Source organism: Clostridium beijerinckii HUN142 (assembly GCF_000621745.1).
In the GTDB taxonomy this organism is placed as follows: Bacteria; Bacillota; Clostridia; order Clostridiales; family Clostridiaceae; genus Clostridium; species Clostridium beijerinckii_A.
The window spans coordinates 63,531-85,025 of sequence record NZ_JHXK01000022.1; the positions used below are offsets into that span (position 1 = coordinate 63,531).

General features: G+C 28.2%; 26 protein-coding genes. 22 read left to right on the forward strand and 4 right to left on the reverse strand.

What is annotated here, in order from left to right:
• Positions 1–14 precede the first annotated feature (14 nt).
• From T483_RS0112175 to T483_RS0112185, 3 genes are all read left to right on the forward strand, one after another.
• A complete protein-coding gene (locus T483_RS0112175) occupies positions 15–833 on the forward strand; it encodes a C40 family peptidase (RefSeq protein WP_026887103.1) in 819 nt (272 codons plus the stop codon).
• A 142-nt stretch (positions 834–975) separates the two neighbouring features.
• The gene (locus T483_RS0112180; protein WP_026887104.1) at positions 976–1,194 is read left to right on the forward strand and encodes a hypothetical protein; all 219 of its coding nucleotides are present in this window, start codon (positions 976–978) and stop codon (positions 1,192–1,194) included.
• Between the two features lies 1 nt (position 1,195).
• The gene (locus T483_RS0112185) at positions 1,196–1,501 is read left to right on the forward strand and encodes a spore coat protein (RefSeq protein ID WP_026887105.1); all 306 of its coding nucleotides are present in this window, start codon (positions 1,196–1,198) and stop codon (positions 1,499–1,501) included.
• 99 nt (positions 1,502–1,600) lie between these two features.
• Here T483_RS0112185 and T483_RS0112190 read toward each other — a convergent pair whose 3' ends face one another.
• Positions 1,601–2,497, reverse strand: a complete 897-nt coding sequence (locus T483_RS0112190; protein ID WP_026887106.1) for a DMT family transporter — start codon at positions 2,495–2,497, stop codon at positions 1,601–1,603.
• A gap of 420 nt (positions 2,498–2,917) precedes the next feature.
• Here T483_RS0112190 and T483_RS0112195 point away from each other — a divergent pair, with 420 nt between their 5' ends.
• From T483_RS0112195 to T483_RS0112210, 4 genes are all read left to right on the forward strand, one after another.
• On the forward strand, positions 2,918–3,142 hold the full coding sequence (locus T483_RS0112195; RefSeq protein ID WP_017211634.1) for a FeoA family protein: 225 nt from the start codon (positions 2,918–2,920) through the stop codon (positions 3,140–3,142).
• Positions 3,143–3,195: 53 nt separating this feature from the next.
• The gene (feoB, locus tag T483_RS0112200) at positions 3,196–5,004 is read left to right on the forward strand and encodes a ferrous iron transport protein B (protein WP_026887107.1); all 1,809 of its coding nucleotides are present in this window, start codon (positions 3,196–3,198) and stop codon (positions 5,002–5,004) included.
• A 78-nt stretch (positions 5,005–5,082) separates the two neighbouring features.
• Entirely contained in the window at positions 5,083–5,271 is a 189-nt protein-coding gene (locus T483_RS0112205) for a FeoB-associated Cys-rich membrane protein (protein ID WP_026887108.1), read from the forward strand.
• Between the two features lie 153 nt (positions 5,272–5,424).
• Positions 5,425–5,946 (forward strand): metal-dependent hydrolase, encoded by a 522-nt coding sequence (locus T483_RS0112210; RefSeq protein ID WP_026887109.1) that lies wholly within the window; start codon positions 5,425–5,427, stop codon positions 5,944–5,946.
• 94 nt (positions 5,947–6,040) lie between these two features.
• On the opposite strand, the gene T483_RS0112215 is transcribed toward T483_RS0112210, so the two are convergent.
• Entirely contained in the window at positions 6,041–7,000 is a 960-nt protein-coding gene (locus tag T483_RS0112215; RefSeq protein ID WP_026887110.1) for a DUF1189 domain-containing protein, read from the reverse strand.
• Positions 7,001–7,363: 363 nt separating this feature from the next.
• Between T483_RS0112215 and T483_RS0112220 the strand changes: the two genes are divergently transcribed.
• The 9 genes from T483_RS0112220 (at position 7,364) to T483_RS0112260 (ending at position 15,240) form a co-directional block, all read left to right on the forward strand.
• Entirely contained in the window at positions 7,364–7,792 is a 429-nt protein-coding gene (locus T483_RS0112220) for a 6-pyruvoyl trahydropterin synthase family protein (RefSeq protein WP_026887111.1), read from the forward strand.
• 12 nt (positions 7,793–7,804) lie between these two features.
• On the forward strand, positions 7,805–8,473 hold the full coding sequence (queE, locus tag T483_RS0112225) for a putative 7-carboxy-7-deazaguanine synthase QueE (RefSeq protein ID WP_026887112.1): 669 nt from the start codon (positions 7,805–7,807) through the stop codon (positions 8,471–8,473).
• Between the two features lie 89 nt (positions 8,474–8,562).
• Positions 8,563–9,156 (forward strand): GTP cyclohydrolase I FolE, encoded by a 594-nt coding sequence (gene folE / locus T483_RS0112230; protein ID WP_026887113.1) that lies wholly within the window; start codon positions 8,563–8,565, stop codon positions 9,154–9,156.
• A gap of 68 nt (positions 9,157–9,224) precedes the next feature.
• Positions 9,225–9,884 carry a 7-cyano-7-deazaguanine synthase QueC gene (queC, locus tag T483_RS0112235; protein WP_026887114.1) on the forward strand — a complete coding sequence of 220 codons (660 nt, stop codon included), beginning with the start codon at positions 9,225–9,227 and terminating at the stop codon, positions 9,882–9,884.
• Positions 9,885–9,914: 30 nt separating this feature from the next.
• Positions 9,915–10,418, forward strand: a complete 504-nt coding sequence (gene queF, locus T483_RS0112240) for a preQ(1) synthase (RefSeq protein WP_026887115.1) — start codon at positions 9,915–9,917, stop codon at positions 10,416–10,418.
• 89 nt (positions 10,419–10,507) lie between these two features.
• The gene (locus tag T483_RS0112245; RefSeq protein WP_026887116.1) at positions 10,508–11,725 is read left to right on the forward strand and encodes an NAD(P)/FAD-dependent oxidoreductase; all 1,218 of its coding nucleotides are present in this window, start codon (positions 10,508–10,510) and stop codon (positions 11,723–11,725) included.
• Between the two features lie 95 nt (positions 11,726–11,820).
• Positions 11,821–12,474, forward strand: a complete 654-nt coding sequence (gene cmk, locus T483_RS0112250) for a (d)CMP kinase (RefSeq protein WP_026887117.1) — start codon at positions 11,821–11,823, stop codon at positions 12,472–12,474.
• A gap of 13 nt (positions 12,475–12,487) precedes the next feature.
• Positions 12,488–14,395: a bifunctional 4-hydroxy-3-methylbut-2-enyl diphosphate reductase/30S ribosomal protein S1 gene (locus T483_RS0112255; protein WP_026887118.1), complete on the forward strand. Its 1,908-nt coding sequence runs from the start codon at positions 12,488–12,490 to the stop codon at positions 14,393–14,395.
• 236 nt (positions 14,396–14,631) lie between these two features.
• Positions 14,632–15,240, forward strand: coding sequence for an NUDIX hydrolase (locus tag T483_RS0112260; RefSeq protein WP_026887119.1), 609 nt, complete (start codon positions 14,632–14,634; stop codon positions 15,238–15,240).
• A gap of 172 nt (positions 15,241–15,412) precedes the next feature.
• On the opposite strand, the gene T483_RS0112265 is transcribed toward T483_RS0112260, so the two are convergent.
• The gene (locus T483_RS0112265; RefSeq protein ID WP_026887120.1) at positions 15,413–16,705 is read right to left on the reverse strand and encodes an NCS2 family permease; all 1,293 of its coding nucleotides are present in this window, start codon (positions 16,703–16,705) and stop codon (positions 15,413–15,415) included.
• Between the two features lie 301 nt (positions 16,706–17,006).
• Between T483_RS0112265 and T483_RS0112270 the strand changes: the two genes are divergently transcribed.
• Positions 17,007–18,329 (forward strand): ATP-binding protein, encoded by a 1,323-nt coding sequence (locus tag T483_RS0112270; RefSeq protein WP_026887121.1) that lies wholly within the window; start codon positions 17,007–17,009, stop codon positions 18,327–18,329.
• 112 nt (positions 18,330–18,441) lie between these two features.
• Here the strand turns inward: T483_RS0112270 and T483_RS0112275 are convergent, their stop codons facing one another.
• Positions 18,442–18,954, reverse strand: coding sequence for a ferritin (locus tag T483_RS0112275; protein WP_026887122.1), 513 nt, complete (start codon positions 18,952–18,954; stop codon positions 18,442–18,444).
• Between the two features lie 219 nt (positions 18,955–19,173).
• On the opposite strand from T483_RS0112275, the gene T483_RS31585 reads away from it, so the two are divergent.
• The 5 genes from T483_RS31585 to T483_RS31590 all read left to right on the forward strand — a co-directional run bounded on the left by T483_RS31585 (position 19,174) and on the right by T483_RS31590 (position 21,420).
• Positions 19,174–19,317 carry a hypothetical protein gene (locus tag T483_RS31585; protein WP_196244871.1) on the forward strand — a complete coding sequence of 48 codons (144 nt, stop codon included), beginning with the start codon at positions 19,174–19,176 and terminating at the stop codon, positions 19,315–19,317.
• 268 nt (positions 19,318–19,585) lie between these two features.
• A complete protein-coding gene (locus tag T483_RS0112285) occupies positions 19,586–20,224 on the forward strand; it encodes a pentapeptide repeat-containing protein (protein ID WP_026887123.1) in 639 nt (212 codons plus the stop codon).
• Between the two features lie 175 nt (positions 20,225–20,399).
• Positions 20,400–20,909, forward strand: coding sequence for a hypothetical protein (locus T483_RS0112290; RefSeq protein WP_026887124.1), 510 nt, complete (start codon positions 20,400–20,402; stop codon positions 20,907–20,909).
• Between the two features lie 70 nt (positions 20,910–20,979).
• The gene (locus T483_RS0112295; protein WP_026887125.1) at positions 20,980–21,201 is read left to right on the forward strand and encodes a hypothetical protein; all 222 of its coding nucleotides are present in this window, start codon (positions 20,980–20,982) and stop codon (positions 21,199–21,201) included.
• A 48-nt stretch (positions 21,202–21,249) separates the two neighbouring features.
• On the forward strand, positions 21,250–21,420 hold the full coding sequence (locus T483_RS31590) for a hypothetical protein (protein WP_196244872.1): 171 nt from the start codon (positions 21,250–21,252) through the stop codon (positions 21,418–21,420).
• Positions 21,421–21,495 lie beyond the last annotated feature (75 nt).

A 21,495-nucleotide genomic window follows, 5' to 3' on the forward strand; every position in this document is an offset into this window, starting at 1 on the left:
TTTGGGGGGATTAAATGAAAAATGCAGTAGTTATTAGTGCAATAGGGATATTAAAGAGTGAACCAAAAAATAATTCTGAAAATGTTGACGAAGTTCTATTTGGAATGAATGTTGAAATAGTTAGAAAGGAGTTTAATGACTGGTTTTATATAAGAACCCATTACAACTATGAGGGGTATATTAATAAGGTTGATTTAATAACAAATGATAAATTAGCAGAAAAGTGGGAAAAGGAGAAAAATTCAATAGTAATTAATTCTTTTGCAGATATTCTTAATAAGCCGCAAGCATCTGGGTATCAAATTGAAAGCCTGACAAGAGGAGCTAACTTAATTTCTACTTCTGAGCATAGTGAAGATAATAAGTTTACAAAAGTTATACTACCAAATCTTAATGTGGGGTGGATAAGAAGTAGTTTCATGTCAAATTTGAAGAAGAGTTATGATATAAATGATGAGGAAAGTCTTAGGGATAGTTTGGTATCTTCAGCAATATCATATATTGGTACTCAATATAGATGGGGAGGAAAAACGCCTCTTGGAATTGATTGTTCAGGTCTTTGTTCTATTGCGTATATGCTGAATGGAATTCTAATTTATAGAGATGCAAAAATTAAAGAAGGTTTTCCAATTAAAGAAATAAAATTTAATCAAATAAAAAAAGGAGATCTAATATTTTTTCCAGGACATGTTGCTATGTACTTAGGGGAAGGGAACTATGTACATTCCTCCACAAGTAATGATGTAGTGAAAATAAATAGTTTTAATAAAAATTCAGATAACTATAATGAGTATTTAGATAGAAGTTCAAAATTCTTTGGAAGTATATTTTAAAAGCAATTGCATAAATTATGTAACATAATCGTATATTGGGTTAATATATATTCTATGATGAAAAGAGATAAAATTTACACGACTATTAATAATTCAAAAACACATAATATAAAAGTAAAATATATTATGTGGAGGTAATGATATGAGAACACTTTCAGAAGCAGAAATATTATCTTTAACATCTGTTTTAAAGATGGAAAGTGATGGATTGGCAATGCAAAGAGCTGTTAGTTCATTAATTACGGATGGAGATTTAAAAAGACAATCAGAGGCAGGCTTATTAGCAACTGAAGGCAGAATAAAAGGAATTCAGCAATTTATGAATGAAAATGGAGTGCCAATTTCAAAGGAGGTATTGTAATATGGGAAGTATAATTGGAGATATGATTAAGAGTACCATTGATATAGATGATGAGATAATAGCATCAAGCATGCTTTCTACAGCTAAGGAAGGTGCAGATATGTATCTAAATGCAGCACTAACAAGTAGTACACCTGAATTGAGGGCTATATATTCAGCTTCATTAGGACAAATTGTTGAAGGTCATACAGCTCTTACAGAATTAACTGTTAATAGAGGATGGGTAAAACCTTATGATACACCTCTTAAACAATTAGAGGATTCTTATAATGAATCCGAAGATATAATTAACGAAATCAAAAAATAGTAAAAATGGCTTTTAGAAAAAGGTACCTGATTATAATATCATGGTACCTTTTTCTAAATTCTTAAACAAATATTAATTAGTTTTCAACTTTCTCTTATGTTAACTTGGAATTTTTCTAGGCTTGTTATATATTAAAAATAAGAATATGCCAAACAAAATAATTGTAGAACCAATAAGCTGTTTAAGAGTAACTATATCTCCAAAAATAAAATATGCTAATATACAAGTTCCAATGGGCTCACCTAAAATACTCATTGAAATTGTTGAAGTATTTACCCATTTAATCAGCCAATTAAAAATAGTTTGTCCCATTATGGTTGAAATAAATGCTAGACCAAGAAACCATAACCAATCTACTGATGGATATCCAACCAATGGATATCTACAAAATAAAGAATATGCTAGCAAAAATAAAGTACTTGATGAGTATGCTATTAAAGCATATACAATAAGAGATAAATTTTTCCTTAAATATTGGCCTATAAAAAAATAAACAGTTATAGACGCCGCGGCTATTAGGGCAAGAGAATCTCCAGTCAATGCTTTGCCTCCAATATTAAAGTCTCCAAATCCAACTATAAAACTCCCAATAATAGCTAAAATACCTCCACCAAGAGCAAGCCCCCTCAATCTTTCTCCAAAAAAGAAATACCCACCTGCAAAAGCAAATAGCGGCTGAAGAGTTACAAATATAGTAGAACTTGCAACAGATGTGTAAGTTAACGATTCAAACCAAAGCCCATAATGTAATGCAAGAAAGGCACCGGAAATGCTACCTAAAATCAATTGTTTATGTGATAAATTGATTAATTCCTTAATAGTACCTTTTCGTATAAGCAAAACGGGTAGCAAAATAAAGGTAGAAAACATCATTCGATAAGTGGCTATAATAGGTGCTGGAGCGCTTGAAAGTTTTACAAATATTGCAGATGTTGAAAGTGCAACAACTCCAATTAATAATATTAAATAAAGAAAAAAACTTCGACTATTGTTCATAACTTACCTCCAAATTAATTGTAAAAATGCATGACTTTATTATATTATTGAAAAATTTGTTCATCTATACAAATAATAATTATAGCAAAAATGCTAGTATTAATTAATCTATTTTTGAAATTTTGAAATCCTAAGTAATTTTTTATTAATAGACTAGTATATTTGATTTATAGAATTTTAAGTAATAAAATAATAGTATGAATTGTTAAATATATACTATTATTTTCAGTCTAGGAATATAAATATAGCCTTTAATGTTAAATCATATATGGAAATTATTTTATATTATTATGCAAGAAAAAAGTAACTTAAATATATCAAAAAAGTGAGTAAATATACCAATTTTATATTGCTTATTATAGGCAATAATGATATTCTTAATTATATGATAAATAATTTCATTTAGGAGGTGTCATTATTATGAGCATTTGCAGTTTAAATCCAGGAGAAAAAGGAATAATTTCATCTATTAAAGGAGATTCAAAATTAGTTAAGCGGTTGTTTGCATTAGGATGTATTGAAGGAACTGAGGTTGAACTTAGAAGAACAGCACCACTTGGTGATCCAATTATTATAAACTTTAGAGGCTTTGATTTAGCTATCAGAAAAAAAGATGCTAAGAATATATTATTAAAAAAATTATAATAATAGTGGCTTAAACATCTAAATTATTAGCAAAATAGGGGAGACTTAAATAAATGATAAACGTAGCTTTACTTGGTAATCCTAATGTAGGAAAAACTACATTATATAATTTACTCACTGGCTCCAATCAGTATGTTGGTAATTGGCCAGGTGTAACTGTAGACAAAAAAGAAGGTTTTCTTTTTGAGAATATTAAGATTGTTGACTTGCCTGGAATATATGCTATGGATACTTTCTCAAATGAAGAAAAAGTGTCCAAGCGTTTTTTAGAAGAAGGTAATGTTGATTTAATATTAAATATTGTGGATGCATCTAATCTAAATAGAAATTTATACCTTACAACTCAACTTAAACAATTTAATAAACCAATAATATTAGCCTTGAATATGATTGATGTTTGCGAAAATAAGGGAATTGTTATTGATTATAATAAGTTGTCTAAAGAATTAGATGTCGAGGTAATTCCAATTATTGCAGGAAAAAATATAGGAGTAGATAAAGTTAAAGAAAGACTTAAAGAAGGAAACTTTACTAAACCATTGAATCATAGAAAATTTGATTTTTCATCTGAAAAAGAAGCATATAGTTTTATAGAAAATGTATTAAAATCATGTATGACAAAAAAAGAAAACATGCAGGAAAGCATTACTGAGAGATTGGATAAGTTTGTTCTACATCCAGTTCTAGCATATCCTATTTTTCTTTTACTTATGGCCCTAATGTTTCAGTTAACATTTTCTTGGGTTGGGCAACCAATTTCAGATTTGTTGGATGACCTTTTAAATAATAACATTATACCGACTGCGCACCAACTATTATCGAATTCTTCTGCTTGGTTTAGTTCCCTAATTGTAGATGGTATTATTTCAGGTGTTGGGGGGATTATAGTATTACTTCCAATAATATTAGTACTATTTATATGTATAACTATTTTGGAGGATAGCGGTTATATGGCTAGGGTCGCATTCATGATGGATAAGTTAATGAGGAAAATGGGACTCTCTGGTAAAGCTTTTATTCCTATGATAATAGGTTTTGGATGTACAGTTCCAGCAATTATGACTGCTAGAACTTTAGAAAGTGAAAAAGATAGAAAACTTACAGCATTACTAGTGCCATTTATGTCATGTAATGCCAGGCTTCCAGTTTATACTGTATTTGCAGCTGTATTCTTTGATACTCATAGAGGATTAGTGGTATCTTCTCTATATCTACTTGGCGTTTTTGTGGCATTTTTGCTTGGTATTTTATTCAAAAATACATATTTCAAAAAAGATGAAGAACCCTTTATAATTGAAATTCCAGAATATAAGATGCCTAAAATATCATCTATTTATAAACAAACTCTAGATAAAGCTAGCGGCTTTTTACAGAAAGCTGCAACTATTATATTTGCAATGAGTGTGGTAGTATGGTTTCTGTCGAATTTTAATCTTCATGGTATGGTAAATCAAGTAGATGATAGTATATTAGCGTCAATTGGAAATGTTCTCGCACCAATTTTTAAACCTTTAGGTTTTGGTAATTGGCAATCAGCAGTATCCTTACTTTCAGGACTGCTAGCTAAAGAATCAGTTTTGGCTTCTATGCAAGTAATTTTTGCGGGGGATTTATCAGTAATTTTACCAATTCATTTTACTAATATTTCTGCATATGCCTTTTTAGTATTTATACTACTTTATACTCCATGTATATCTACAATTGGAACGATGCAAAAAGAATATGGAAGTAAATTAACTTTGTTTTCAATTTTCTTTCAGTTGGTTGTGGCATGGATTGCTTCTTTCCTAGTATTTAATTTGGGTGGTTTTCTTTATAACCTTGTGTATTTATTTTTAAAAACGAATAGTTTGTTTTTTTAATAATTGTTAAGAATATGATTAAGTATCATTATCAAAACTTAAATCATACTTTTATAATATCAGGTAGGTGAAGTTTCAATGATAGAAATATTAATTACGATTATAATAATTTCTTTTGCTGGATTTATAATTTTTAAATCTCTTAAGAATTCTTCAAAAGGAAAATGCAACTGTGGATGTAAGGGCTGTAAATCAGAAAAAATTTGTTTAGACAAAAGTAATACAGGTATAAAAATTACTCAAACAAATAAGCCTAATAATCAATAATAAAAATTAACATTAAATATATAAATTTATCCACTAAAAACATAGTATTTTAGTGGATTTTTCTTTAAATTATAAAATAGTCTATAGTATAATAACATAATGAAGAAATTTAAACCTATGATAAAATGAGAAACTGAAAGTAGGAATTAAAAAATGAATTACAAAACACATATAAATGGTGGAATACTAGCGGGCTTATATATGAACTGCCAAATGATCCACATGCCATTTTCATCTACAGCAATATTTCTTGGTGGAGCTTTTGTTGGTAGTATATTTCCAGATATAGATCACGGAAATAGTTACATTGGTAAAAAAACTAAAGGTGTATCAAAAGCAATAAATAAATTAGCTGGTCATAGAAAGTTATTTCATGCACCACTTGTATATTTATTTTTATATTCAGCTGTTATTGGCATGTTTATAAATAAATTCATGTTAATTGGTATAAAGGGGGTATTTTTAGGAATACTTTCTCACCTAGTTCTAGATAGCCTAACAGTTGGAGGTTTGCCATGGTTTTACCCCTTTAGCAAAAAGAGATTTTCAATTGGGATGATAAAGACAAATAGTAAAATTGAGGATATACTATGTGGAATGCTTATATGTATTAATGTAGTAATATTACTTGACATGTTTCACATAACTTCAATATTTACATTTACTCATAGATAAAAATATGAAAATAACCTAGAGATTATTTTAATTAATCTCTAGGTTATTTTTTATAAGACACATTTATGTTATAAAGAATAAATTTAATATAAATTTACCTCATTAAATTTAATTTAGATTTATCAATATTTTTAATTTCTCTTATAGCCAAACTGCAATAAATTAGTGTAATAATGCAGAATATAAGGAAAAATTCTGGTATTATTATTCCGGCAACATGTATTAAAGCTTCAAGTAAAAGTGGTAAACTCATCGCATAGAAACTTAGAGTACAAGCTCTAGAGTATTTTAATTTCACTCCCATAAACGAACCTATAGATATGGCAAGTGGCCCGAATATTAATAATCCCAAAATCAAGTTAATAATAAAGGAATTAATAGGGGTAACTACTAAAAGAACCATAGGTGTAAGTGTTTTAATTATAGAAAGATAGTAACCAGAACCTTCGTTATCAATATTTATACTAGGGAAATCGGAAAAGTTGATAGTTCCAGCTGTTCTATAATTTTTTCTAAGATATATGCTACTAGAATCAATAAATACAGCATCCTTGTAGGAATTTAAAATTGATTTATCAGTTTTACCTTTAGTATCAATAATAAAAGTGTAATAATTTAACTGATTTGAATCTACATTTATTATTGAGCCGTCAGTGTCGAAAGTTGAAGGATCATTTTCACGCTTGTCCTGAATACTTAAAGTATCAGAGTCAAGTGAATTTACTGTATTTATATTTCCCATAAAAGTTGATATTAAATCAAATAAAAAATCACCTTCATGTTTATAATAAATAGTTTCATCTGAATTAACAGATAATACGCCATTCTTAAGTTCAAAATTTGGTGCATTATTCACAAGCACATTTTGTATTAGAGATATTTCAGTAGCAATCATATTTATTTCTTTAACATTAGTTATTGTTGAGAATAGCAAAGTAACCAGAAAAACATATAATATTGATTTTCTAAGCCCTTGTATTAAAAATTCCCTGTATGCTTCAAAATTAAAGAAACTATAAGCGAATTTATGTTTAAATCCCATTATGTTTTTCAAAAAAAGACCTCCTAAAATAAAAGTTAGATAAATTTAACTGATTATTGCTAATTATAACACATTGGTTGAAAATGCAACAGAAAGTTTGCATAATTAAATGAAATATGTTATCATTACCAATATCAAGTGAAATTTTATGGAAAATTAAATACGGACAGTTCATTAAGACCATCCTGTCATTAAACAAAACTAGGCATTTTAATTTTGAATTATTTTGAATTTAAGATTAATTTTGTTGCGCTAGTTTCAGTCGCTCAAAATTAGTCTTTTTTGCATTTAACATGTAAAGTTAATTTAATTAATGGATGTTTTAATATAAACTAATCACTAAAACTTTTATATAAATTACGTAAGGAGAAAAGTATGTTTAAAATAAAAAGTGAAGTACAATTTGATATGGCACATTACTTAAGTGGATATAAAGGAAAATGTTCTAATATTCATGGTCATAGATACAAGTTAATTGCAAAACTAAGTTCTGAAAAGCTACATCAAGATGGCCAGCTTAGAGGAATGGTAGATGATTTTGGAAACTTTAAAAGTATATTAAAAGATATCGCAGAAGTTTTTGACCATAAATTAATTATTGAAAATAATGAAGATGGAAAAGCTTTGGCTAAGAAATTAGAGGAACTTCAAAATAACTTCAATATTTATTTAGTTGATTATAGACCTACCGCAGAAGAAATGTCTAGAGATATTTTTAATAGATTAAAAGCTAAGGGATTGCCTGTGTGTGAGGTAGAATTATTTGAAACTCCGAATAATAGCTGCATTTATACAGAGGATTAATGGAGGATAATTATGTTTAATATAATTGAAAAATTTCTATCAATAGATGGAGAAGGACCTACTTCTGGTGAACTTGCGACATTTATAAGATTTCAAGGCTGTAATTTAAGATGTTCTTGGTGTGATACAACTTATTCGTGGGAAAAAGAAAATACTTCAGAAATCTTAAGTGCCGAAGAAATTTACAAGTATATAAAAGAAAATAAAGTTACTAATGTTACTTTAACAGGTGGCGAGCCACTTATTCAGAAGAATATACATGAATTACTGGAACTTTTAAATTTAGATAATAAGTTAAAAGTTCATATAGAAACAAATGGTTCAGTTAATATAGGGCCTTTCAAGAAGAAATTCATAAAGAATAATATCAGTTATATTGTTGATTTTAAACTTCTTAGTAGTAATATGATGGATAGAATGGATTTGGATAATTTAAATATTGTAGAAATGAATGATGTTTATAAATTTGTAGTGGGAGGCAGAGAAGATTTGCAAATAGCATATGAAATAATATGTAAATACAATTTGACATCAAGGTGTGTAGTTTATTTGAGTCCAGTTTCGGGAAATATAGAAATGCAGGAAATTGTAGAATTTATGAAAGATAAAAATTTAAATAAAGTAAGATTACAAGTACAATTACATAAAATCATCTGGGATAAAAATGCACGCGGAGTTTAATCTGTGAGTGGTTACTATATATTATATAGACTAGCTTATAGTAAATTTCATTTTCATAAAAGGTTTAGAAATACAAGGAGGCTTAAGCTATGCCAAAGAAGATAGATATTAAAAAAATAGAGGAATGTATAAGGGAAATTATTGTTGCTTTAGGAGATGATCCTAATAGGGAAGGACTATTAGATACACCTAAAAGAGTGTCTAAAATGTATGAAGAAGTTTTTCAAGGTATGACTCTTTCAAATGGAGAAATAGCAGAAATGTTTGGAACTACATTTGAAAATGAAGATTATGATTCAGAAACTCATAACAATATGGTTGTAGTTAAAGATATACCAATTAACAGTTATTGTGAGCATCATTTAGCTCTTATGTATAATATGAAAGTTACAGTAGTGTATATACCAAAAGATAAAATAATTGGTCTTAGTAAAATTTCAAGAATTGCCGATATGGTTGGACGAAGACTTCAACTTCAAGAACGTATTGGAACAGATATAGCAGAAATAGTTTCTATGGTTACAAAAAGCAGTGATGTTGGTGTACTTATAACCGGAGAGCATGGATGCATGACCTCAAGAGGAATTAAAAAGCCAGGAACACTTACTACAACAACTACTTTTACAGGAAAATTTCAAAATAATGATTTGTTAAGACAAGAAGCTTTACTAATTATGAGATAAGTAAAGCACACAGAAATATTTCTTTGTGCTATTTTTATTAAATAAATTTATTTTAGGAGGTTTTAGATATGAATAATAAAGCGGTTGTTGTATTTAGTGGAGGACAGGATTCTACTACATGTCTATTTTGGGCATTAAAGGAATTTGATGAGGTTATAGCAGTAACTTTTGATTATAATCAAAAACATAGAAAAGAAATAGAATGTGCGACTAGTATAGCAAAGGAATTAGGAATAGAGCACCATATATTAGACATGGGTCTTCTTAATCAACTAGCGCCTAATGCACTTACAAGAAATGATATAGAAATAAAAGCTGGAGAAAATGGTTCTCTTCCATCAACATTTGTTGAAGGACGTAATATGTTATTTTTAACTTTTGCAGGAGTATTAGCTAAAGTTAAAGGTGCAAAACATATAGTAACAGGAGTATGCGAAACTGACTTTAGTGGATATCCTGATTGTAGGGACATATTTATAAAATCTCTTAATGTAACTTTAAATTTAGCAATGGATTATAATTTTGTAGTTCATACTCCATTAATGTGGATAGATAAAGCTGAAACCTGGAAGATGGCAGATAGCTTTGGGAAGTTAGACTATGTAAGAGAAAAGACTCTCACTTGCTATAAAGGAATTGTTGGCGACGGTTGTGGGGAATGTCCAGCTTGCAAGCTTAGAAAAAATGGTTTAGATAAATATTTAGAAAATAAGAAAAGTAATAATTAACATATAAAATAAATTTAAGGAGAAAGAATAATGAGTGAAAGTGGAAGAAAATCAAAAGAGCTTGATGGTATAACATTACTTGGAAATCAAGGAACAAAATATAATTATGGATATAATCCTGAAGTATTAGAAGTTTTTGAAAACAAGCACCCAGATAATGATTATTTTGTGAAGTTTAATTGTCCTGAATTTACAAGCCTTTGTCCAATTACAGGACAGCCTGATTTTGCTACAATCTATATAAGTTACATACCAAACATAAAAATGGTAGAAAGTAAATCTTTGAAATTATATTTATTTAGTTTTAGAAATCATGGAGATTTCCATGAAGATTGTATGAACATTATAATGAAAGATCTAATAAAGCTTATGGACCCAAAATACATTGAAGTATGGGGAAAATTCACTCCAAGAGGAGGCATAAGTATAGATCCTTATTGTAATTATGGAATGAAAGGAACTAAGTTTGAAGAAATGGCTAATCATAGAATGATGAATCATGATATGTATCCTGAAAAAGTGGATAATAGATAATAACCAACTTTAATGTATTGCATGACTAGGTTATAATAGATGGTAAATTAAAAACTGCAATATATTTATTAAGGAGCTGATATTTAAAATTGAGTAAAGTAATTGTTATAGGTGCAGGGCCAGCAGGAATGATGGCGGCTATACAGGCAGCAAAGAAACATGATGTAATATTATTAGATGGTAATGAAAGGATTGGTAAAAAGCTTTTTATTACTGGTAAAGGTCGATGTAATGTTACAAACGCAAAAGATATATCTGAGTTTTTTGAGTATATTCCAGGTAATCCTCATTTTCTTTATAGTTCACTATATAGTTTTACTAATGACGATACAATGAATTTCTTTGAAAACGAAGGAATTAAATTGAAAGTCGAAAGAGGAGACAGGGTTTTTCCTGAATCTGATAAGTCGTCAGACATAATAAGGGGTTTATCAAATGCTTTAAGCAGAACTGATGTGAAAATAAGATTAAAGTCAAAGGTTACTAACATCGAGTTTAAGAGTAATAGAATTACAGCGGTGGAAATAAATAATGAAGAACACTTGCATGGAGATTATTTTATTTTTGCAACAGGTGGTGCATCTTATCCACTTACTGGTTCAAGAGGAGAAGGACAAAAATTTGCAAGGATGCTTGGGCATAATGTCACTCAATTAATGCCTGCTCTTGTTCCAATAGAAGTTGTTGATTCAAAAACAAAAGAATTGATGGGTTTGTCATTAAAAAATGTAGAAGTTATAATTAAAGAAAAAGATAATAAAGTAGTTTATAAGAATTTTGGTGAAATGTTATTTACGCATTTTGGTGTTTCGGGGCCTCTTATATTAAGTGGGAGTAGATTTATAGAAAAGGGAAAGAAATATACTTTGCATATAGATTTAAAACCTGCATTAAACTTAGGTGAATTAGATAAACGTATCCAAAAGGATTTTGCTAAATATTTAAATAAAGATTTCAAAAATTCTTTAGATGAGTTATTGCCGCAGAAATTAATTCCTGTAATTATAAATAATTCAGGAATATCTGAAAATAAAAAGGTAAATGAAATAACAAGAGAAGAAAGAAAAACCTTAGTAAAAACTATTAAAGATTTAACCTTTGATATTAAAGGATTAAGACCTATAGATGAAGCAATTGTGACTTCAGGAGGTATAGATATAAGAGAAATTGATCCATCTACCATGAAGTCCAAAATAATAAAAAATCTTTCGTTCGCTGGAGAAGTTATGGATGTTGATGCGTTTACAGGAGGATATAATGTACAAATAGCTTTTTCAACAGGATTTATAGCAGGAAGTAATATTTAACAGTTAAAAAAATATTTTCTTGTTTGGAAAGGTAAAAAATTATATAATCTTATTAAAGGCATAAATTTATAGGATTTGGAAATGAGGAGAAAGTTTTGAAAATTTCAGTAGCAATAGACGGACCGGCTGGAGCAGGAAAAAGTACTATAGCAAAATTAGTTTCTAAAAGATTTAATCTTATGTATATAAATACAGGAGCGATGTATAGAGCTGTAGCGCTAAGAGCACAAGAAAAAAACTTGCAACCAGAAAATGTTGAAGATATTTGTAACATAATAGAAACCATGGAAATGCATTTTGAAAATGATGATCTGATTTTAAATGGTGAAAATATACAGGATAGAATAACTACTCCAAACATAAGTAGTATTGTATCTGGATATGCAAGCATTCCAGAAGTAAGAGTTATGCTTGTAAAACTTCAAAGAGAAATGTCAAACAAATTTAATGTGATAATGGATGGAAGAGATATTGGAACCGTTGTTCTAAAAGATGCGAATTTTAAATTTTTCTTAACAGCTAGCCCAGAACAAAGAGCAACTAGACGATTTAAAGAATTGCAGGAAAGAAATATAGAGTGTTCTTACAATCAAATACTCAAAGATATAATAGATAGAGATTATAAAGATACTCATAGGGTTACAGATCCGCTAAGAAGAGCAGATGATGCAATTGAAATTGATTCTACTAATTTAGATATTAATGATGTTGTTAATATAATTACAGAATACATAGGAAAAGGAAAATAGCAAGGAGATAGTAATGAGTAAAGTCATTTTAGCAGAAAATTCAGGTTTTTGCTTTGGAGTCCAGAGAGCTGTAAACGAAGCTATACGGATTCAAAAAGAACATAATTCAAAAATCTATACTTTAGGACCATTAATACATAATAATGATGTAGTAAAATATTTAGAAGAAAATAACATATTTTCTATAGAATTTGAGGAGATAGATAAACTAAATAAAGGAGATACTATTGTTGTAAGATCTCACGGTGTTTCTGAATCAGTTTTAGATTCGCTTGAACAAAAAGAACTGAAGGTTATAAATGCCACTTGTCCTTTTGTAGCAAATATTCAAAAAAAAGTTAAGAAATATTCAAAAGAAGGATATCATATAGTAATATTGGGGGATAAAAATCATCCGGAAGTTATTGGAATTAACGGATGGTGTGATGATAAAGCAATAATTACTAAAGACGGTACTTTTGATGAGGGCAATATACCTCAAAGAGTATGTGTTGTAGCTCAAACAACCGAAAAAATGAAAAATTGGGAAGAAACACTAAAAAACTTAAGTTCTGCAAGAGAAATATTGGCGTTTAACACCATTTGCGCGGCTACTGATGTTAGACAAAGAAGTACGAATAAAATATCGCAAAAAACAGATGCTATGATAGTTATTGGTGGAAAAAATAGTTCTAATACTACTAAGTTATATCAAATTGCTAAAGAAAACTGTGAAAATACAATTCATATAGAAAATGCAAAAGATCTACCAATGAATTTTATAAAAAATAATAATATAAAAAAAATAGGAGTTACAGCTGGTGCATCAACACCAGATTGGATTATTAGGGAGGTACTAGATATTATGAACACTGAAAATAATAATTTTGAAGATCAATTATCATTAATGAACGAACTAGACAAAAGATTTGTTATTGGCGATGAAGTACAAGGAGAAATACTTTCAAAAACTAGAGATTCAGTTATAGTTTCACTTGTAGGATACAAGTCAGATGGGGTTATTCCATTCACAGAATTATCTGCGAAAGAAGATCCGTTAACATTTGCAGAAAAACTTAACATAGGTGATACTATTAATGCAAAAGTTATAAAACTACAAAATAGTGATGGCTATGTAGTATTATCAAGATTGGAATATGAAAGAGAAGAAGCATTCAAAGAACTTGAGAAAATATACTCAGAAGGCAGTATTTTTGAAGTTAATGTTAAAGAAGCTAGAGAAAAAGGGATAGTAGCAGATTATAAGGGCGCTAGAATATTTATTCCAGCATCACAAATTGATATAAAGTTTACTAAAGACAAAAGTGAATATGTTGGGAAAAAATTAGAAGTTAAATTGATAGATTTTTCCCTAAAGAATCCTGTGAAATTAGTTGCTTCAAGAAGAGTCTTATTAGAAGAAAGCAAAAATACTGAAGATGCAAAAGCTTGGGAAAGTTTTAATCTTGGAGATGTTATAAAAGGTGAAGTAAAAAGATTTACAGACTTTGGAGCTTTTGTAGAAGTTAATGGCATAGATGGATTATTACATTTATCACAAATTTCTTGGAATCATATCAAAAAAGTAAGTGATGTATTAAAAGAAGGGCAAATTATTGATGTTAAGATCATTGGTCTTGATAAGGAAGCTAAAAAACTATCTTTAAGCGTTAAAGAACTTGTAGCTAAGCCTTGGGATAATGCTAAAGAAAAATATCCAGAAGGGTCTATTGTACTTGGTAAAGTAGTTAGACTAAATGATTTTGGTGCTTTTGTAGAATTAGAACCAGGAGTAGATGGGTTAGTTCATATATCAAAGATATCTCACAATAGAATAGAACATCCTTCTGAGGTTTTAAAAATTGGTGAAGAAATTAAAGCTAAGATATTAGGTGTTGATGAAGAAAATAAAAGAATAAGTTTAAGTATAAAAGACGTATAAAACAATAAAAGTAGAAGGAATATTTTTTCTTCTACTTTTATTATATTTATATATAAGCGATGATGATTTTTTACGAAATTACTTTTATTCTAGGAACAAGTGATATATACGTAGATTTTAACTAGATGCATAAGGTAAAGAATTGAAGTATAATCTTACTATATAAAACTATATAAAATGATTGCTATATATAATTTATAATACTTGAATTTTAATTGTTAGGAGGCTATATACTTATGAAACAAAATACAGTTACTAAAGTGAAATCTTTAGTAGAAACTAGGTTTTTGAGTTTATATGAAGCAGAATATGAAAATAAAGTTGGAAATATAAGAACATGGACAATAGCATCTAGAAAAAATAATGAAACTATACAAAAACAGTTTTTTGAGAATAAAGAAGATACAGCAGATGGTGTAATAATTGCAGCATATCATAAAGATAAAAATAAGCTTGTTATAATAAGACAATTTCGAATACCGCTTAATGATTATGTTTATGAATTACCAGCAGGACTAATCGATCCAGGAGAAGATTCTATTAGTACAATCGAAAGAGAATTAATGGAAGAAACGGGCCTTGGGCTAGTTCAAGTTATTAATCATAAAAGTCTTGATAAGGTATATGTTTCTGCTGGAATGACAGATGAGTCGTTAGCTATGGTTTATTGTACTTGTGAAGGCGAAATAAGCGACAAACATCTCGAAGATGATGAATGTATTGAGGCAATGCTTATATCCCAAGAGAAAGCTAAAGAACTTATACAGAGTAAAGAAAAATTTGATATTAAATGTTTTTTGCTCCTTCAAAGTTTCGCATTATTAGGAGAAAAAATATTTCAGTAATAAAAAACTGGTGTACACATTTTTTTGTGTACACCAGTTTTTTATTGTATGTTTTCCTCAATAATAAAGTTACAATTAAAATTCTAGCAAGCCAAGTGCTTAATTAGGTCTATAATGTAGAAACTTAGTTGCAATATATGTGGGGATTCATATGAAATTATATATGTTCATATTATTTAATAACTGAATTTAAACCGAAATATAATAAGAAAATAAATGATGTAAAATACATCAGAATAGAGACTTCTTTTCCTTTTTTATAGCATATCTTGCAAACAGGGTATAATATAAATCCCAAAGCTATACCATCAACGATACTATATGTCAATGGTATCAATATAATTGTTATAAAACAAGGAAATAATTCGCTTAAATCGTTGAAGTTTAAATTCTTTAAGTTTTGGCTCATTAGACATCCTATTATAATTAAAATAGGAGCTAAAGCTACATCTGGGATAATAGAAATAAACGGTATAAAAAAAATTGATAGAAGAAATAGTATACCAGCCATTAATGAAACTAATCCTGTTCTTCCACCAGCTGTTATCCCCGCAGTGCCTTCAACTGTTGACACAGAAGGACTTGAACCGAAAAGTGCACATCCAATAGTAGATAGTGATACTGCTATCATAGCCTTAGATGTCTTGTCTGATTTCTTTAGTACTCCTGAAATCTGACTATGAAGTATTCCGATATTCTCAAAAACTAGTACCAAAGTTAATGAAAATGTTCCAATCCAAAATTTAATTGTGTTTACTCCACTGAAATCTAATTTCAAAAGTATATCACTATATGCATTAAAATTCGGCATAGAGTAATTTATACTATGAGTATCAACAATACCAAGTTTTATACAAAGCATAGTTCCAATTATAATTGAAATCAAGAAACTTCCAGGTATATTTTTTAGAAACAAAATTAATGTTAGAATCATTATAACTATAAAAGCTAATACTTGAGTACTTGTAATATCACCAAGTCTTAACATGGTGGAGGTATCAGATACTACAATTTTAGATTTTTGAAATCCAACAAAAGTTATAAATAAACCAATTCCTACTGTAATAGCTTCTTTTAAATTTTGAGGGATAGCTTCAATAATAAACTTCGATAATGGAGTGATTGATATTAGCATAAATATTAATCCTGAGACAAAAACTGAAGCTAATGCTTGACAATAATTTAGCCCTAGAGTATGAACTATTGTATATGTGAATAATGCATTAATTCCCATACCTGGCATAATTATAAGTGGAGTATTACTTATTAAAGCAATTAACAAGCAACCTACAGCTGATGATATCGCTGTAGCAATGATTAGAGGCTCCATAGAAATGCCGCCATCACTTAATATACTGGCATTGACGATAATGATGTAAACTGCAGCAACAAAAGATGTTAGCGCTGCTATAGTTTCACTTTTAATTGTAACATTGTTTTCTTTTAATTTAAAAAATCTTTCCATCCTTTCAACCTATCTTTCATAACTCCCTCACCCTCCCGCGCTAAAATACGCATATTAATTATAACATCATTATCATTTCTGTCAACTTTTATATATAGTTTGAAATCTTATACAATTCATTTATATTCTATAGCATTTCATAAATATAATAAAGTAATATTAAACTATAGGCCTTGAACAGTAGACTTGTAGCTAACTTTTTGTGTATGTACATTATGATTTAAATAAGAAAAGAATAGTAAAACAACACTAAGAGTAGTAATATATTACTATACGTATTTTATAAAGGGGGCATACAAGTATGTATACAGAATTTGAGCAAATAAATAAAGCAAATATAATGATAAATTCATTATGTATTTTTAAAAATCTCAAAAATGATAGTGTTTTGTTAAAATATAAAACACTGCTAAAGTACCTTAATAACAAAGAAATATCGGCGGAAGAATGCATTGAATTCTATACGGATTTTGTTTACGAGATCTTAAACAAATCTAACGGGAGATCATTAAAAAGATATATAATTGATATGATTTTTCTCGATGATAATTCATTTACTAAAATAATTGATGGACAAAATTTATGTAATAAACTAATTTTGAATCAAGTATATTATGAGTTAAATGCATTACAGTACATATCTAGTGTAGAATCTTCTTTGATTAAAGATGCTATAATCATTAAAGGAAATGTTCAAGAGTTTGAAAAGGATATAGTTAAATCACTTATGGATTTTGATTTTGACTTGAAATATAATATTTCAAATAAAGCTATTGATAAATTAAAGTTAAGTATATTAAACTGTGATAATTGGGGAGATTCATTAGAAAGAATTTTAGAATTTTATAATCAATATGGAACTGGAGTCTTTGGTGAGTATAAAGCGTTTGTGTGGGAATATGAAGATGGTACACCTTATCTTAGAGGTATTGAATCACCAGATCCAGTTAGACTAGGCGATTTAGTAGGCTATGAATATCAAAAAGAAATTATAATAGATAATACAAAACAGTTTTTAAACGGGTATCAAGCTAATAATATACTACTATATGGATCAAGAGGAACTGGTAAATCTTCAACTGTTAAAGCTATTATAAATGAGTATTATGATGAAGGATTAAGGCTTATTGAAGTTGATAAAAATAAGCTATGTGATTTTACAAGGATAATTAGAATTCTTAGAGGTAAAAACTTAAAATTTATAATTTTTGTCGACGATTTAGTATTTGAAGAAGGAGAAGCTAGTTACTCGGCTTTAAAGACCATATTAGAAGGCGGAATAGAGAACAGATCAAGTAATATTCTAATTTATGCAACAACTAATAGAAAACATCTAGTAAAAGAAACCTTTAGTGAAAGATCAGGAGATGATGTGCATTCTAATGATACAATTGAAGAAAAACTTTCTCTAGCTGATAGATTTGGTATGACTGTGTCGTTCTATTCGCCTGATCAGAAAGAATTCTTAAAGATAATAGATAGAGCAGCAGAAGCAAGAGGGATTACAGTTGAGAAAGAATATTTGCATGCAGAAGCATTGAAGTGGGTAAGATGGTATAATGCTCGTTCTCCACGAACAGCAATTCAATTTATAAATTGGCTAGAGGGCACATTAAATAAATAAGTTTATATTAAAATTTTGCGATAAGTTTTGGATTAACATATAACTTTTTGGCTGATAAAATGCTAAAGCTAGTAAAGGAATTCTTTACTAGCTTTATTTTCTTTATAATAATTTAAGCATTAGTTGTAGGTGGCGTATATACCCTTGTGGCAAGTTCATCGTCTAACATATACAATGCTGCTGAGTTATTTTCACATCTCCTAATCTTCTTAATTATAGTATTAAATGTATTTTCTTCTTCAACTTGCTCGTTAATAAACCAATTAAGCAAACCAATTGTTGCATGTTCTTTCTCCTCAGTAGCTATATCAGCAATTTTATATAGCCTACTAGTAACCATTTGCTCATGTTCATAACCTGCTTCAAAGACATTTAGAATATTATCAAAATCCGAATGTGGCTTTTCAATTTGTTCTAAAGTTACAATCCCGTTTTTCTGAAATATGTAGTCATAAAATTTCATTGCATGAAATAATTCCTCTTGAGATTGAACCTTAAAGAAATTTGCAAACCCACTTAGATCAACAGATTCACAATAAGAAGCCATTGATAAATAAGTATAGGATGAATAAATCTCAAAATTAACTTGATCATTTAGCTTTGCGATTAGTTTTTCACTTAACATATTAATACCTCCCATAAATAAAAGCATTCTCCTAATATAATTAAAAAATATAGTAAAACTATACCCTATAATATAAAAGTCTAACTTTATATTCTGAATTTTTTAACTATATATTAATATATTACATCATATAACATAATTTATCAAATAATATTTATTATTATATTACATAAGTATTATTACAAAACTAATAATATAATAAGAGAGGAGATGATATAATTGACATATAAAAAGAAGGAAAAATTAATACCAACTACTGGCGATATGTCACAATCCAAAGTTAAATCTTTTGTAGAGAGAGAAGAACCTACAAATAAAGTTGTATCTAGAGGTAGAGACATTACAATTAATCAAAAGCATTAACATTAAATCTATCTTAAAATATTAAGTGAACTTAACAAAATACTTCATTAAAATCATATTTTGTTAAATGCAATTACTTATATTTTGAGATAGAAATTTTTCTTATTATGAAGATTTATCTAGCTTTATATGATAAAATTAGATAAATATAGAGAAAACTAAGGGGGACAAGTTATAAAAGAAGTTGTTATTATTATATATAGAAGTACAATGTTATTTATGGTAAACTATTAAAAATATTTATTTGTAATATGGAAGGATAGAAAAAATGTCGATAAACAGAAGTGCACCAGAAAATTTTTATTATGATAATGCAGAAAAAACTAATAAAAATTTTATCTATAAAAACCTTAAGAGAAGTAAATGCTATAACTGCAATTTTTCAAATTCAAATTTTGATTTTGCTAGCTTAAGAGGGGCTCATTTTAAGAAGTGTAACTTTTTTAGATGTAGCTTTAAAGGAGCTGAATTTATAGGATCAAATTTAAAAAGTTGTAAGTTTAAGGAGGCTAAATTCGAAGACACAATATTTGAGGGAGCTAATTTAGATGGCGCAAGTTTTGAAGGAGCTAAATTCAAAAATACTATATTTGTAAATTGTGATGTAACTAAGGCTAAGAATATAAATGAAAATGACAAGAACATCAGAATTTTCGATACAATGCCAGAAGTAGAGATAAGTGATGACTTAGAAAAACTAATTTTAAATATAATGGAAAATGAATTCATAAAGAAATCAAGAATCTTTGATACTAAAGATGGAAAAATAAACACTTTAACTTTATTAATTCTAAAAGAAAAATTTGATGACCAAACTTTGCTAGAAGGTTTACACTACATTAGATATGAGATTGACAGAGATTTTCATACATTAAGTTATGTTATAAGACTTATAGAGAATATGTAGATATAAGAAAGGAGTATTTCATTTTAAATGAAATACTCCTTTTTTGAGTTCTGAAAAATAAGTTAGCAAAATTATATATATATATATATAATTTTGCAATTAATATATATTTATTGAATATTTATATAATAATAAATATATTACAAGCGTTATTATTTTTGAAGGAAGAATATAAATGGAAAAAAATAATTTAATTAAATTAAACTATAATGGATCTTCAAAGAAAATAAATAAAATCAAAAACATAGATTCAGTTAATTTTAAGATATATACTCCTGAAATGATAGAAAAATATAAAGATTACCAAAAAAGAATATTAAAAATTAATAACGATAAAGTCAAAGCAAAGTTTATGCTATATAGAAAAATTTATAATTACTATTCTCAAGAATGTGATCTAAATATTAGTATTGAAAGAATTTATATTAAATCAAAGCTAGACTCATATACCTTCGGAGGATGTGGAATTGGTGCATCTATTTTGGCAGGATTAACAGCAAGTAGTATATTTTCTTATATAGATAATTATATAAAAAAGCTGAGTCCGACGTTCTTGGCTATATACATTGTATTAATTTTAGTATTTGGTCTTAAAGTTCTTTCCAACGAAGATCATAAGGTAGAAATGTATAATATGTTTTTAGAAGTATTAAATAATCTAGAATATGATAAAAATGAAAAATGAGGATAATTAAAATAAGGATAAAAGTCTACATTAGTGCACAATATATTCTTGTAGAAAGGAAGTGTTTATAATGAGTAATGAATCAAAATCAAAATCAAACAATCTCCAAAGCTTTTCTAGTACAGGTGGTACTAATGAATCAGATTTATCGAGCAAAGAAGAACTTAGAGAAGAAAAGAGTGCAGGTTGTAATCAATGGAGTTCTGTACCTCGTACTTATGACAAAGAAGAGTCTACACATAAACATGAGAAAACTGCTACAAATAATCAGTGGACATCTACATCTAAGTAAAAGTTTACTGTAATAAATACTACTTTAAATAAAGAAGGAGTGGATATTATGAGTGAAGAAAAGAAAAATCTTAATTCTGATAAAATGAATGATGGATATTATGATTACCAAGGTGGATATATTTCTTATGATCCTGAAGTATTAACAGAGCACTACACCGTAAAGGGCTTTGAAGGCAAAATAGAAAACAAACAATTATCGAATAGTAAATGGTGTTAATGAATAAAAATATAAATTATGTATATATATTAATATAAAATATTTAAAGTTTCCTTCACACAGATAATCAACTAT

What these genes read in the sequence shown, in the direction of transcription:
- T483_RS0112175 (WP_026887103.1), top strand. Translation starts at nt 15, where the DNA reads ATGAAAAATGCAGTAGTTATTAGTGCAATAGGGATATTAAAGAGTGAA.
- T483_RS0112180 (WP_026887104.1), top strand. Translation starts at nt 976, where the DNA reads ATGAGAACACTTTCAGAAGCAGAAATATTATCTTTAACATCTGTTTTA.
- T483_RS0112185 (WP_026887105.1), top strand. Translation starts at nt 1,196, where the DNA reads ATGGGAAGTATAATTGGAGATATGATTAAGAGTACCATTGATATAGAT.
- T483_RS0112190 (WP_026887106.1), bottom strand. Translation starts at nt 2,497, where the DNA reads ATGAACAATAGTCGAAGTTTTTTTCTTTATTTAATATTATTAATTGGA.
- T483_RS0112195 (WP_017211634.1), top strand. Translation starts at nt 2,918, where the DNA reads ATGAGCATTTGCAGTTTAAATCCAGGAGAAAAAGGAATAATTTCATCT.
- feoB (WP_026887107.1), top strand. Translation starts at nt 3,196, where the DNA reads ATGATAAACGTAGCTTTACTTGGTAATCCTAATGTAGGAAAAACTACA.
- T483_RS0112205 (WP_026887108.1), top strand. Translation starts at nt 5,083, where the DNA reads ATGATAGAAATATTAATTACGATTATAATAATTTCTTTTGCTGGATTT.
- T483_RS0112210 (WP_026887109.1), top strand. Translation starts at nt 5,425, where the DNA reads ATGAATTACAAAACACATATAAATGGTGGAATACTAGCGGGCTTATAT.
- T483_RS0112220 (WP_026887111.1), top strand. Translation starts at nt 7,364, where the DNA reads ATGTTTAAAATAAAAAGTGAAGTACAATTTGATATGGCACATTACTTA.
- queE (WP_026887112.1), top strand. Translation starts at nt 7,805, where the DNA reads ATGTTTAATATAATTGAAAAATTTCTATCAATAGATGGAGAAGGACCT.
- folE (WP_026887113.1), top strand. Translation starts at nt 8,563, where the DNA reads ATGCCAAAGAAGATAGATATTAAAAAAATAGAGGAATGTATAAGGGAA.
- queC (WP_026887114.1), top strand. Translation starts at nt 9,225, where the DNA reads ATGAATAATAAAGCGGTTGTTGTATTTAGTGGAGGACAGGATTCTACT.
- queF (WP_026887115.1), top strand. Translation starts at nt 9,915, where the DNA reads ATGAGTGAAAGTGGAAGAAAATCAAAAGAGCTTGATGGTATAACATTA.
- T483_RS0112255 (WP_026887118.1), top strand. Translation starts at nt 12,488, where the DNA reads ATGAGTAAAGTCATTTTAGCAGAAAATTCAGGTTTTTGCTTTGGAGTC.
- T483_RS0112260 (WP_026887119.1), top strand. Translation starts at nt 14,632, where the DNA reads ATGAAACAAAATACAGTTACTAAAGTGAAATCTTTAGTAGAAACTAGG.
- T483_RS0112265 (WP_026887120.1), bottom strand. Translation starts at nt 16,705, where the DNA reads ATGGAAAGATTTTTTAAATTAAAAGAAAACAATGTTACAATTAAAAGT.
- T483_RS0112270 (WP_026887121.1), top strand. Translation starts at nt 17,007, where the DNA reads ATGTATACAGAATTTGAGCAAATAAATAAAGCAAATATAATGATAAAT.
- T483_RS0112275 (WP_026887122.1), bottom strand. Translation starts at nt 18,954, where the DNA reads ATGTTAAGTGAAAAACTAATCGCAAAGCTAAATGATCAAGTTAATTTT.
- T483_RS0112285 (WP_026887123.1), top strand. Translation starts at nt 19,586, where the DNA reads ATGTCGATAAACAGAAGTGCACCAGAAAATTTTTATTATGATAATGCA.
- T483_RS0112290 (WP_026887124.1), top strand. Translation starts at nt 20,400, where the DNA reads ATGGAAAAAAATAATTTAATTAAATTAAACTATAATGGATCTTCAAAG.
- T483_RS0112295 (WP_026887125.1), top strand. Translation starts at nt 20,980, where the DNA reads ATGAGTAATGAATCAAAATCAAAATCAAACAATCTCCAAAGCTTTTCT.
- T483_RS31590 (WP_196244872.1), top strand. Translation starts at nt 21,250, where the DNA reads ATGAGTGAAGAAAAGAAAAATCTTAATTCTGATAAAATGAATGATGGA.